The 13,349-nt window shown below is 42.1% G+C and carries 13 protein-coding genes; 3 read left to right on the top strand and 10 right to left on the bottom strand.

Annotated features, from left to right (window positions below):
• Positions 1-8: 8 nt before the first annotated feature.
• Together H6G76_RS29225 and H6G76_RS29230 are read right to left on the bottom strand one after the other, a co-directional pair.
• Positions 9-3,185, bottom strand: coding sequence for a DEAD/DEAH box helicase (locus tag H6G76_RS29225; RefSeq protein ID WP_190708892.1), 3,177 nt, complete (start codon positions 3,183-3,185; stop codon positions 9-11).
• 45 nt (positions 3,186-3,230) lie between these two features.
• Positions 3,231-3,569 (bottom strand): hypothetical protein, encoded by a 339-nt coding sequence (locus H6G76_RS29230; protein ID WP_190708894.1) that lies wholly within the window; start codon positions 3,567-3,569, stop codon positions 3,231-3,233.
• On the opposite strand from H6G76_RS29230, the gene H6G76_RS29235 reads away from it, so the two are divergent.
• From H6G76_RS29235 to H6G76_RS29245, 3 genes are all read left to right on the top strand, one after another.
• Positions 3,560-5,812, top strand: coding sequence for an ATP-dependent RecD-like DNA helicase (locus H6G76_RS29235; protein WP_190708896.1), 2,253 nt, complete (start codon positions 3,560-3,562; stop codon positions 5,810-5,812). The genes H6G76_RS29230 and H6G76_RS29235 overlap by 10 nt on opposite strands.
• 18 nt (positions 5,813-5,830) lie before the next feature.
• Positions 5,831-6,838, top strand: a complete 1,008-nt coding sequence (locus tag H6G76_RS29240; protein WP_190708898.1) for a phosphotransferase enzyme family protein — start codon at positions 5,831-5,833, stop codon at positions 6,836-6,838.
• Positions 6,839-7,088: 250 nt separating this feature from the next.
• A complete protein-coding gene (locus tag H6G76_RS29245) occupies positions 7,089-7,517 on the top strand; it encodes a GFA family protein (RefSeq protein WP_190708900.1) in 429 nt (142 codons plus the stop codon).
• Positions 7,518-7,653: 136 nt separating this feature from the next.
• On the opposite strand, the gene H6G76_RS29250 is transcribed toward H6G76_RS29245, so the two are convergent.
• The 8 genes from H6G76_RS29250 to H6G76_RS29285 form a co-directional block, all read right to left on the bottom strand.
• Positions 7,654-7,827 (bottom strand): hypothetical protein, encoded by a 174-nt coding sequence (locus tag H6G76_RS29250; protein ID WP_190708902.1) that lies wholly within the window; start codon positions 7,825-7,827, stop codon positions 7,654-7,656.
• Positions 7,828-8,095: 268 nt separating this feature from the next.
• Complete coding sequence (locus tag H6G76_RS29255; protein ID WP_190708904.1) at positions 8,096-8,860, bottom strand: BRO family protein; 765 nt, start codon at positions 8,858-8,860, stop codon at positions 8,096-8,098.
• A 46-nt stretch (positions 8,861-8,906) separates the two neighbouring features.
• Positions 8,907-9,596, bottom strand: a complete 690-nt coding sequence (locus H6G76_RS29260) for a hypothetical protein (protein ID WP_190708906.1) — start codon at positions 9,594-9,596, stop codon at positions 8,907-8,909.
• An 8-nt stretch (positions 9,597-9,604) separates the two neighbouring features.
• Complete coding sequence (locus tag H6G76_RS29265; protein ID WP_190708908.1) at positions 9,605-11,410, bottom strand: hypothetical protein; 1,806 nt, start codon at positions 11,408-11,410, stop codon at positions 9,605-9,607.
• 17 nt (positions 11,411-11,427) lie between these two features.
• Positions 11,428-12,144 carry a hypothetical protein gene (locus H6G76_RS29270; RefSeq protein ID WP_190708910.1) on the bottom strand — a complete coding sequence of 239 codons (717 nt, stop codon included), beginning with the start codon at positions 12,142-12,144 and terminating at the stop codon, positions 11,428-11,430.
• 1 nt (position 12,145) lies between these two features.
• Positions 12,146-12,457, bottom strand: coding sequence for a hypothetical protein (locus H6G76_RS29275; protein WP_190708912.1), 312 nt, complete (start codon positions 12,455-12,457; stop codon positions 12,146-12,148).
• A complete protein-coding gene (locus H6G76_RS29280; protein ID WP_190708914.1) occupies positions 12,414-12,824 on the bottom strand; it encodes a hypothetical protein in 411 nt (136 codons plus the stop codon). The genes H6G76_RS29275 and H6G76_RS29280 overlap by 44 nt, the downstream gene beginning before the upstream one ends.
• A gap of 8 nt (positions 12,825-12,832) precedes the next feature.
• Positions 12,833-13,003: a hypothetical protein gene (locus H6G76_RS29285; RefSeq protein WP_190708916.1), complete on the bottom strand. Its 171-nt coding sequence runs from the start codon at positions 13,001-13,003 to the stop codon at positions 12,833-12,835.
• Between the last annotated feature and the right edge of the window lie 346 nt (positions 13,004-13,349).

A 13,349-nucleotide genomic window follows, 5' to 3' on the forward strand; every position in this document is an offset into this window, starting at 1 on the left:
TACTATACTTACTCCAAAATAGTATTTTTATTCAAGGCGATAAGTTGTTTAAAGGCATCATTATCTAATTGGGTCAGCCAAGATTCATCACTACCAACAACCATTGAAGAAAGTTTCTTTTTATCTTCAATCATTTGATCAATACGTTCTTCTAAAGTGCCAATTGCCACAAATTTATGTACGAAGACATTCTTGTTTTGACCAATACGAAAAGCACGGTCAGTAGCTTGGTCTTCAACTGCGGGGTTCCACCAACGGTCAAAGTGAAAAACATGATTAGCTTTAGTCAGAGTAATCCCCACACCACCAGCCTTTAAAGAAAGCACAAATACAGATGGTTCTGTCTGCGGGTCTTGGAATTCACTAATCATTTTTTCCCGACGCTCCCTAGTAGTACCCCCATGTAAATAATAAGTATTACAATGCAGGTGATGTTTGAGATACTTTTCCACCTGTTCACAAATTTCGGTAAATTGACTAAATATCAGAAGACTTTCTCCTTCGGACATCGCCTCATCTACCATTTCAACCAGACGAGAGAGTTTATGCGAGCGCTCTGGCAAAAATTCACTGCCATCTTGAAGAAATTGACCTGGATGATTACAAATTTGCTTCAGTTTCATCAATGTAGAAAGAATTAAACCTTTACGTTGAATCCCTTCGGCTGTTTGTAATTGTTCTTCGACATCTTTAACTACAACCTCATACAGTGATGCTTGTTCTTTTGTCAAGTTAGTGTAGAGTTTTTGTTCAACTTTATCGGGCAAATCGCTAATAATAGATTGGTCGGTTTTGACTCGCCGCAAAATTAAGGGTTCTACTAATTTCTTTAAAGTAGTTGATTTAATTTTGTCATTATCTTTCTGGATCGGAATCTCAAAAGATTTACGAAACTGTGCCTCCTTCCCCAGATACCCAGGATTGAGAAAGTTAAAAATTGACCACAAATCCAATAAGCGATTTTCTACGGGAGTGCCAGTCAAGGCCAGGCGATGTTGAGCCGAAAGTTTGAGAATAGCTTTGGTTTGTGCAGCTTTTGGATTTTTAATATTTTGCGCCTCATCTACAACTATGCGTTGCCATTTCACACTGCTGAGGAGTTTTTCGTCTTTGCGAACTAGAGTAAAAGAGCTAATTACTACGTCGTGTTCTTGACAAGCCGCAGAAAAATCTCCCACATTTTGTAGCCTCGTGCTGCCATGATGAACAAGAGTTTTTAAATGAGGAGCAAACTTGGCAATTTCTTTTTGCCAATTGCCCACAACGGAAGTAGGTGCAATTAGTAGAGTGGGTAAAAAGGACTGTTTTGACTGTTTTTCTTGTACTAATCTGGCAATTACTTGTACGGACTTGCCCAGTCCCATATCGTCTGCTAAACAGCCATTTAAGCCTAATTTTTCGAGATATTGTAACCAAGCCACCCCACGCTTTTGGTATTCTCGCAGAGTCCCTTGCAGCAAAAGCTGCTGTGAAATTGGCTCCAACTGACTTTTATCTTGCAGTTTGGCCATAACTTCTGATAAAGCTTGGTCATGTTCAATTTCCCAATCTTCTCCAGCCTCGGCAGTACGTTGCATGAACTCCAGCAAAGTCATCTGCGGTTGCTCGGAACCGTGAGATTCCCAAAATTGGAGGAGTTGCTGCATTTTATCCCGGTCTAATTCCATCCATTGACCGCGAAAATGCACTAAGGGAGCCTTAGCATTAACTAGTTGTTCCCATTCCTGTGGTGTAACAGTAGCATCGCCAATTGCTAATTCATATTGATACTCCACCAGTGAATTTAACCCGAAATAGCTTCTGGTTTCACCTTTTGTGGGAGCTAATTTTTTGGTTGAGGCTTTCAGGCGAATTTTAGCGCGACGGCGACCCGCCGGAGTATACCAGGCCGGGACAATAATTTTAAAACCTGAATCTTCTAACACCCAGGCACTTTCCTTGAGGAAGCCAAATGCTTCATCCAAAGTTAGCTGCATTCCAATAGGAGACTCTGTTTCTAATCCTTGCCAAAGCTTAGGATACATCCGAGCCGCATAGCCCAGGTTCAGCAGTAAATTAGTTTCAAAATCTTGGCCATACTGTTTGTGAACACTTGCTTTGCTTTTTTGATTCATCATCCAGTAATCTGCCAATGCCAGTTTCAAGGAAGGGTCTTGTTTACTAGATACTAAAAATTGAATTTGCCAATTGTCTACATCTTGGGCAGTTGGGGAATGCAACTGAAAGCACAGATGGAAGGGTAAGTTAGATTGAGTGTGCTGAATTCTGTTTTTCCACGCCAACCACTGTTGGTATTGGAGTAAAGAAGTTTCGGTTTTTAAGGGATTATATTTGTCTTGATTCAGACAATAGTAAATCAGAGAATCTGCTACTTGTTTATCAAAGGCGGCTGTGGAGATTGTATCAGTTACTAGATTTTGGAGAAGCGATTCGGAGAAATGTCGTAAGAGCGTTTCTTTGTCGAAAAATTCTAGTTGTTGCTCTTGATTGTGACTACCTGCTGTGCAAATGAGTGGCATATACTCAAGATATTTTTGAATATTTGCTTCATATTGCTCAGAAATAATTTCCCAAGTCGCATATATCTCAAATTGTTTTGAGGACTCTTTACTTTTGTTCTTGCGTGCTTTATCTTTGAGTGCTGCTAATAGTCGATATTTTAATGCCGGAATATATTGGTCTTTAAAGATGATTTGTCTAAAGGCTTGCGTATAATGATACCAGAATAGTAAATCTGAACCAATTTGGAATTCATTGGCATTATAAAGTGCTAAAAAATGAATATCTTTGAGGAGTTTGATGACATTAATTAACTTTCTGCCTTTAGCCAAGACTACTGTTTCATAGCAGATGACGTTCCAGTATTGGAAATCTTCATAACTTTCCGGAAATTCAAACTCTAGATACTTAATTAATTCTGGTGAAGGCAGGGGCTGATTATTGACAGTCGGAAGCGCAAAATATTTGGTACAGATGCGTTCTTTTAATTGTACAGGTGTCTCTTTAAATCCCAAATTCTGCACTAAAAAACTGACTAATTCTTCTGGTGATAAATGTCTAGGATGAATCTGTTGTCGAGTACGACTTTGTTTAGCTATAGAAGTTTCTACCCATAGATAAAAAGAACCAGATTGAATAAATTCAGTTGTAGGGTCTGGTATCCAGGTGCCATGAATAACTTGCATCGCGTTAATGCCTCTGGATTTTACATCGGAACTAGTACTTAAAAATTAATGTATCAAAGATTGTGTAATTTTTTGGCGATTTTGGTTTGATATCTCAAGATGCTTGTTACCAAGCCCCGTTGGGGCGGGGTGTGGGGTGTGGGGTGTAGGGTGTAGTGAAACATCAGCCCCAACAACCTCTTGGGTCGGAAGCCCCGCCTTTTTAAGGCGTTTGTGTTGGGAGAGGACAGAATCCTCTCCCAACACCGTCTTCCCCACACCCCACACCCTACCCCCTACACCCTGTTCAACTGGTTGTGGTTCAATATAGTATATATGTACTGCAAAAAACTTCTTTTCTGACTTAAAATAATGTGCGGCATTTTTAAACACCAATGTCCACACCACTAACTCCAACAACTCAACCCCTAAATGCCACCCCGCACTACGAAACCATCACAGGGGTAGTTGAACGCCTGACCTTTCACTCCGAAGAATCAGGCTATACCGTAGCACGTCTAACTCGACCGCGCAGTAGTGACCTGACCACAATCGTCGGCAGTTTCGCCAATATCCAACCAGGACAGACACTACAGCTAACGGGCTTTTGGCGAGAACATCCCCAATATGGCCCACAATTCCAAGTCACCAATTACAAAGAAACAAAACCCGCAACCCTCACAGGAATTGAGAAATACTTGGGTAGTGGGCTAATCAAAGGTGTTGGCCCAGTCACAGCCAAACGCATCGTTGCACATTTCGGTTTAGAAACACTCGACATCATTGAAAACCAGATTGACCGACTTATTGAAGTTCCGGGCATCGCCAAAAAGCGGATCAAGCTGATCAAGAATGCCTGGGAGACGCAGAAGGCGATCAAGGAAGTGATGGTATTTCTGCAAACCCACGGAGTATCAACAACTTATGCAGTCAAAATTTATAAGCAGTACCAAGATAATGCGATTGCCACAGTCACTCAAAATCCGTACCAACTAGCAACCGACATCTATGGGATTGGCTTCCTGACTGCTGACAAGATTGCTCGAAACTTAGGCGTACCAACAGATTCTGAATTTAGATACTGTGCTGGCATCATCCATGCACTAACCGAAGCTGCCGAAGATGGTCATTGCTACTTACCCCAACCAGAACTGATCGAGAAAGTCACCAAACTGCTAACAACAGATGACCATCAGCCAACCTCTGAAGCGATCGCCGACATTGTTAAACAGATGGGCGCGAAAGAAGAATTAATTAGAGAAATCGTGCGGGGCAATTATGGCGAGAAGCTGCTACTGTGCTTTAAACCAACGTTCTTTCACACTGAGACGAACTTGGCGCAGATGATATCTCGACGCTTGAGCCAACCAATAGTACAGGATATCCCTCGTGTCCGTGCTTGGCTAGAGCGTTTTACAAACAGTCGCCAAATCCAGTTGTCGCCGCAACAGCAGCTTGCGGTAGAGAAAGCAGCTTATTCTCCAGTTATGGTACTGACTGGTGGCCCTGGTGTTGGCAAAACTTTCACGACCCACACTATTGTTAGCCTGTGGAAAGCAATGGGCAAAACAATCGCCCTGGCAGCACCAACGGGAAGGGCAGCACAACGGTTATCAGAAATGACCCAACTTGAGGCTAAGACCATACATCGCTTGCTGGAATTTGACCCGAAAACAATGGGCTTCAAACGCGACAACTCAAATCCATTGCCATACAGGGCAATAATTGCCGATGAAGCATCGATGCTCGACCTGTTCTTGGCACATTCGCTTGTGAAAGCTGTAGCCGAGGGAGCGCAACTATTATTAGTCGGTGATATCGACCAGTTACCTTCAGTTGGCCCTGGAAAAGTGTTGGCTGACCTGATCAATTCGCTTCAAGTACCAGTAGTCAGGCTAACGCAAGTATTTCGCCAAGCCCAGCAGAGTGCAATTGTCACCGCAGCGCATCAAATCAACCAGGGCGATTATCCAAACATCGAACCAATTAGTGATAATCCCGTGTCGGATTGCTTGTGGCATGGTGGAGGTCATCAGCCAGAACACGGCGTACAAGCAATTTGTGAGTTGATTACGGAATTTATTCCCCGGCTAGGTTTCAATCCCGCCTGTGATGTTCAGGTACTTTGCCCAATGTCACGGGGTTTGGTGGGAACTCGCAATCTGAATATGGTGTTGCAGCAGCTAATCAATCCGCCTAGCCCTGATAAAGCAGAGATTGTTAGGGGTGGGATGACTCTGCGAGTGGGAGATCGCGTGATTCAGCAGACTAATGATTACGATCGCGAAGTGTTTAACGGTGATTTGGGACTCATCCTGAGTATTGATACGGAGGAACAGGAAGTAACTGTTGAGTATAGCGGACGACCCGTAATTTACGATTATGCTGATTTGAATGAGATTACTTTGGCTTGGAGTATTTCAGTCCATAAGTCGCAAGGCAGCGAATATCCTGTGGTAATCATACCTTTGTATATGCAACATTTCATAATGTTGAGTCGTAATCTGTTTTATACTGGGCTGACTCGTGCTAGGAAATTAGCAATTGTAATCGGCTCGAAGAAAGCGATATCCTTAGCTGTGCGGACAACAAATGACCAGCAGCGTTACACAAGGTTGTGGCAGAGGTTGTTGCAGCCGATGGGATGATCATGAACAGTATGAAGGTTGAGAACAGCCCAAGACATGATTATTGATGAAGAAATTGCTCAAGCTGCCCTGACGCATTACGATTTATCGAATGTTCAACTGAAGTTTTTAGGACAAAGCCAAAACACAACATTTCAAGTGGAAACACCAACACTAGACAAGTTTTTACTTCGATTTCATGCTGGGATTGAGGCAGATGGTGAGGGTTTACAAGCGGCTTGGAGAGAGCCATCAGCTATTGAGTCTGAATTGCTATGGTTGAATGCGCTAGCTATTGACACCCAGTTGACAGTACCCCAACCAGTGCCGAATCGTTTGGGAGAATGGGTAACAAGCATTGCTATAACAGAATTAGGGACTTCAATACCCTGTTCGCTATTGCAGTGGATAGAAGGTGAACATCTTGATGGTGAACCGACAGCACAACAAATTCGGCAGTTGGGTATATTAATGGCAAAACTGCACCAACATTCAAGCAGTTGGTTGAAGCCATTCGGCTTTTCTCGCCCCGCTCATAACGTAGAACGGCTTTTAGCTGCAACATCTCAACTTGGAATGTTAGTGCAAAATGGCACAATTTCATCGGATGATTACCAAATGTTCCAAAAGGCGGCTATGCAAGTTCAAGAGTTTATATCTAGCCTCCAGCAGACGCGCGACAGTTGGGGCGTAATTCACGCTGACCTGCACCAAGGCAACTACGTACTTTATGGTGGAGAAGTTCGCCCAATTGACTTTTCGCGCTGTGGCTTTGGTTTTTATCTTTACGATATTGGTCAATCGCTGGGAGATATTGAGGCATCGCTACGTTGGCATTTTTTCGAGGGTTACTCCACTCTCCGGGCATTACCAGCAAATTATCCTAGCGTTGTTGAAGCATTTTTTGTAGGTTCAACAGTAGAAAACTTCGCTTTTCTTAGTGCCAACCCACAAGAATATGAATGGCTATCTCGTGCTGTGCCTTATGTTGCCCTGAACCACTTACTACCATATTTGCATGGTGAAGCATTTCTGTTTGTTAAGTGAATCAGTCAAAGTTAATCTCATATCGTCGAGTTTCATCCGGAAATTAGCTAACAAGTAATAGGATCTCCTGGACGATATTAGCGTTGTTCTTATTTTTAGACAAACTCAAAGGTAAGTAATTTTGTGAACAATGTATCTGCAAGCATCACTTGTCTTTAATATATAAGGTGAATCAGTATCTAGTTATGTGTGGTAGTTATGTGTGGTAGCCATTTTTGGGTAATTTTATCTCGCAATCTGGGAAAGTCATATGTCTGAGCAACATCAAGGCAAAGGACACTGCTTGTGTGGAGCCATTAGTATCTCGGTCAAGACGATAAGTAAAAGCATTGACGGATGCCATTGCCAAATGTGTAGAAGATGGGGAGGTGGCCCGTTGTTGGTCGTCGATTGTGGAAGTGATGTTTTGTTTCAAGGAGGGGAGAAAATCACCACCTTTAATTCTTCCGAATGGGCTGAACGTGGCTTTTGTCGTCAATGTGGGACTCACTTATTTTATCGGTTAAAACAAAACAATCAGTACTTCATCCCGGTAGGGCTATTTGAGCAACCACAAGATTTTGTGTTCGAGCATCAAATATTTATTGATGAAAAGCCGGGATATTACTGCTTCTCGAATGAAACAAAAAATCTGACTGGAGATGAAGTTTTTGCTCAGTTTGCTCCACCAACAACATAATAAAAAGGTCAGAATTCAGGAGTCAGAAGGGTTAGAGAACGAGGAGTGATATTTAATTAATCAATTAATCAATTTACTAATACTAATACTATAGATACTTTATTATTCTGGCTTCTGACTCCTGGGTGCTGAATTCTTACCTGTTATTTTCACTCCAAACAACAAAACCAATACCTAAAACTACGCTCAACCCTACTATAAACCCTAAAGGACGACCACCAGTAATCAACAGCATAACTAAAAATACCAGCCCAACATAAGCGGTTTGCTTGAGTAGAGAAACTAGCCTTGCTTGAGTATTGTGAATCATTTTAATCAATCTCCTGTTTATAAAAATGATGAGGACAAATGCAGTTTCATTACTGCACTTGTCCTCAAAAGAATTAACAGTTTATCTTTCTTTACTTAGATCAATTACGTTCAAAACATCAGGCAACCAGCGAACGCATTCAACAATTCGCAATTCGCAATTCGCAATTCGCAATTGTAATTTTGATTTCAAAAACATAATTTAATTGTGAAAAGTAAAGCAATTCATAGTGTTGAGGTTCTAAGCTTTCACATTCATACTTGGGGAGCTAATTGCGAATTGGGATGGCGGTTCCCCATTGTTTACCTGCTTCGGTGAGATGCCAGATGTTTTTGTGACTTTGTTTGCCGTTAGAATTAGTTTTAAATTCTACTTCCTTATACTGTAAACCAGCTTCTTCCAGAACACGGTTAATAATGTGGGGTTTGATTGGCTTTGGTAGTCCTTGCCGTTGGGCATATAACTCACCAATTGTGGTTGGAGAAACATGGCGATCGCTCGTGGCAATAGTTTCTCCAATAGCTCCTACTAGTTCACTAGCCATAGGTGCAATTTCGGGATACATCGCTTGCAAACCTCTAACAACCGTGATGGTTTGCAGTTCAGGACTCAATCTTGTGGGAGCAAGAACTTTCTGTGCAAAAGAGAGAAGTTCATCTAGAGTTAGTTTGCCATTACGTTGTTGATCAGGCTTGGGTATGGAGTAGGAACCAGTGCGACGCAAAGAGGGCAGGACTTCATGGAACACCCATCGCTGGAATCGCTTGGCAACAGGTTTACGGGACTTAAAAATCAAGCGGTAAAGTCCAGGCTCAGTCACGGTAAGCATTTCCTGTCCTTTAGGGTTGTCATCACCAGGGGTATAGACATTAGCGATACCCTTTTCGTCTTGATCGAAAGAAGTTAACGCATCACTGACATTTTTGATTTCAAGGATGGCACATACATCCGCAGCAACCCACTCCGGGTTTTCTGGCGTACCAACAAAACGAACTTCTTGTGACTCGAAAACAAAAACTGATAAGTTCGACATAACAATACTCTCCCTTTTAAAACAACGTAAAATTTCTCAACCGACTTTAAGAGAATCTTTCAAAATCAAGCCTTGGCATAGGCAACCATTCACCGTTGAAGTAGACGGCTCTTTTAACAGGAGATTGGGAGGCAATTGCCCTAATTTCTTCTGCACAAGGCTGGCCACTTTTGGGAAGAAAATCTGTACTCAGAAGATAGTTATATGAAGCAAAATTTTCCTGATGTACAATCGCCAGCAGTTTGACTAATACCCAAAACTGGCGGCTGATTCTTGTTTCTTGAAAACTAAAATTTGTGCCGATCAGCCAAATGTAAATACCACTAGCATTCCCCAGGCACAAATAACTGATAATTTTGTTGGACAACCAAGTTCTATTGCTTTTATTTTGAGCAAAGAAATGAAAAACTAATGTACTCTCCGACAAGACAAGTAATTTTTTACCCTCAATAGATTCAAACTCAGTAAAACAATGCTGTATCCAAGACACCAACCCCTCCACATCTGCTTGGGACGAAACATTAGAAGAGTTTTTAATCCGTAAGAAATCAGCATTAGCATAGTAGTGGCTTTCCCTAGGATGTCCTTTAATATCGATGACGTAGACTTTAAGAGAAGGTCGCTGTTGTTTGATGTTTTTAATGGCGTAACCTGCTAACAAATCTTTACCAGAACAGAACGCGCCAACAATCAAAGTATGCTGTAGTGATGACGAAAAGTTGAGAACTGCTTGCATATTTTCTCCTAATTATTATTCCAGCTATCAAACTTATATTTGAGATGAGAATTCTGGAGCAATCTTTCGATTCCCAAACGGATTAAATCTGGCGGAACCCCGTCTAATTTCAATTCACTTTGGATAAACTCATCGATTGAAGAAGCTGTGGTTTTTTCTAACAGTGCCAACATCTGTTGAGATTGGGTTGTTGCTGTGCTTGATGAATTAGTTTCAATAGGGGTAGATTGTTGATTACTTGATACAGAATCAATAAACTTGTTGGTGTCGCGGTCGTAGCCAGAAAAGTTTTTTAGCTGTGGCATGGGGAACCATTCATTGATGCCACCGTAATAAACGGCTCGACCAACAGGTGATTGTGCAGCAATCTCCATCACTTGGGTAGAAGTAATCTTGCGATCGCTCGGAATTAACTGTGTGGCAATCATGGCACTGTAAGCCGGGACATTATCTGGAGAAACCAACGCCACTGAGGTTAACTGCGATCGCAAACCGCCAGAAATGCCCAAGTCGTCGGTGTGAGGGTTCTGTACAACAATCCAGAAATGCCAGCCAGAACTATCGCCGCAAGAACAGTAAGAGATGATTTTGTCTTTGAGCCAACCAATCTCACCCTTGGCATTTTTGAACTTGGAACAAACAGCCGTGCCTTCATCTAGAATGATCAGCTTAGGGCCCTTGATTTTCTGGAACTCGTTAAAGCATTCTTTGACCCAAGTGACGGCTTCGTTGGGAGACATTTCAACAATCTTGGCACGTTTGAGGGTATCAACACGACCATTGAAATAACCAGTTTCTTTCTCGTCACCTTTAGGGTCAATATAAAAGATGTGTATGCCAGGATGTAGCCGCTTGATGGCATCAATGGCGTTGCTAATGGTGATGCCCTTGCCAGAACCAGGGACACCAACCCACAGCATATTCGTAACTTTTCTGGCAATGTGACCGATTAAGTCATAGTTGATCTGAGGTTTTGAAGTGTAGGTGGAGATTTCGGTATTAGTAATAGGAGTATCGATAGACGAGGGCTGTGGGGTAGGAAGCACAGGATAAAGAGCGTCCTGATTAATCTGTACTGATGGCTCGCTAGTTGGTGAGGGAGTTGGTAAAGAAGCAAACCGTGCCGGAGGGATACCTAAATTCTGGGGCTTGGTTGCTTGCTGAATGGCCTCCACTTGCTGATAGTTCACTCTGGGGTCGATAGTAACTTGCGCCAAATGCCCAGATAATTGTTCATGAGTGGGGAACTGCCCTTTAAGTTGAATAAACCAGTCCAACAACCAACGATAAGCATAAAATCTTTTCCCAGGCTCAACGGCATTCAGGTATTCACACACAACATGAGAACATTGCTTGAGCATGGCGAATTCATATTTCTCCATCGGCTCTAAGTGCAGCATTAACTCGGCAAGTTCGTTCTGATTAGCAAAGTATTCATCCCTGGCAACACTGTCACCCATAGCTGAAAGGAAACTGAAGAAGTCGCCACGAATAAAAGGAATCGGTGCAAATTGATGAGTATCGTTTAAGTCTTGAACAATTGACCAGAAATAACCAACTCCGGCAACAACCGCACCAATAGGGGCAAGGGGAGAGGTGGCATAGCAAACCGCACCAACCGCAGATGTGGCCAGGGTGATGAACTTAGCGAGATTCATGCCGTTGCGTTCGTTTCTGGCACGAACTAACAACTGGTCTTGACGTTCTTGCAACCAAGAGGCGATATTACCAGCTTCCAGATACTCAATACTGGGATAGTCACTACGAAGTTCCACCGTTTCTTTAGTACAAAGCATTGGTATTGGTTGTTCCATCGCCCCTGCTCCCCTGCCTATTTAGTAAGTTTCCAAATGCTGTAACCAATCTCGCCAGCCATCATCGCCACGATGTTGTAACCAAAACAGGCAATGATTGATAGTGGGTTCGTGTATTGAAAAGGCCACCTGCCGACGAAAGTGGTAATAATATCGATCAGCCAGAAAAATAAAGCAATTAATCCACCCGCATAACGCTCTCTCATCCCAGCCCTCTTATAATCACCCCACAGAGCAACTGTTAGGTCAATATTTCCACTAGGCTTTGACCCTAAAGCATATTGTCGAGAATCTTCAAATTCGTTCTTGGCTTGTTGTGGGTCTTTACCTCGCAATGTCTTCGCTTCCATTACCTGTACGAGTGCAGAAATGCCAAAACTAATCCAAAACAAAACATTAAACGGCAGTTGTAGCCAACCAATCCAACCAATCCATTCAGTTTCAAACCAGGGAAAAATTGGTTTTCCTTGGAATAAAACCTGCCAAATACTATCAGTTGAAAGCAGTGTGCCAATCCAAAAACCGATTGCACCAACGAGCTTATAACCAGATGTGCCGGGAGTGACGAATTGAGCAATGATATGCGAAATAAAGATGAATGGAAATGAGATGAAAGTGACAATCCATTTAGCTAATAATTCTAAGATGCCACTTCCATTTTTTCTATACTGGCTTTGTGGAGATGGCTCCTGGTTGGAGCGTGAATTAGTATCCTTTGGAGTAAGATATTTCATACTAAAAGTTCTCGTCGATAAAGTGAAAGATTTTTTGCTCTAAAACATCAGCAATTAGATTGAATAAAAAATATTGATTCATTGAGACTGTAGGAAATATTTGATGAGCTATTACACTGTTTACTCCAAGGTTAAGCAGGGGGAGCAGGGGTGGCAGGAGCGGCAGGGGAGGAATAGATTGTAAATTATTTTCCTGTTCTCTTCTCTCCCCCTGCTCCTCATCTTCCCCTGCTTCCCCTGCTCTCTTTTTAACTCCACAAATCGGTAAATCAATTAGGAGAATCTTGATACAGTGGCGAATTCTTACAGGCATTTTTGAATCGATATTTCCATTTCCATTGTCTTTGCTCAATCCGTCCAACACATTTACCCATTGAGTCATAAACAAAAACGATTTCATCTTCTAAATATCCTGTAGTGTTGGGTCGGGGGTTAAATCGAGTGGAATCTAAGTAATCGTTAATTCGCAACTTCTTGAAAGAGGGCATCACTCCCAGTTCGTTAATTTTGTCGGCGGTCGCTGCCCTTTGTTCAGCTTTAATGCGTTCTAATTCCTCTGATTCTCTGATAGTAATGCCACTGTTATAAGTTTTGAATTGGGCTGGCAGTTGCGATAACCAAGGACTAATGATTAACCCCATACCCAATAACCCCAACAGTGCTTGCTTTTGGTATTTCATTGCTGGAATTAGCTGGAAACTGGCTCATATTCGTCCAACAGTTTGCTGAAGTTGTCAATAGTATTTGCAATCGGTTCATCCTCAACTACTATTTCTTCAACCTGATTTACTGTGACTTCCGGTTCTAATTGAGGTGTTTCAAAACCAACTGCATTCAGTCTTTCGCGTTCTAGACACATCAGTATCTCCTGTTTGCGGTCTGAATAATTGCCCAAGTAATTACAGAAATTACCATCAACAATCTTAATAACCAGTTCACCCCCACTCTCAAAGGAGTCTTCCAGAATATTCCCCAGTGAACTAAAGAATGGGCAGTTTTACTCAAAGGAACTATATCTTTTACTGGTAATTCAAATTTGAGATTGTCGTAAGTCAAGTGATGGGCATGACTTGACTTATACCAAGGAAAAATTATGCAGTGAAACAATACCTTAGCCAATTTACGAGGGTTTAATGCCTGTAGAAACGGGATGAATACGTCCTAAAGAAGTAAGCTTGGCAAAAATCTGGGTTAATAAAATAGGC

This window comes from Nostoc sp. FACHB-152 (assembly GCF_014697475.1).
GTDB lineage: Bacteria > Cyanobacteriota > Cyanobacteriia > Cyanobacteriales > Nostocaceae > Nostoc_B.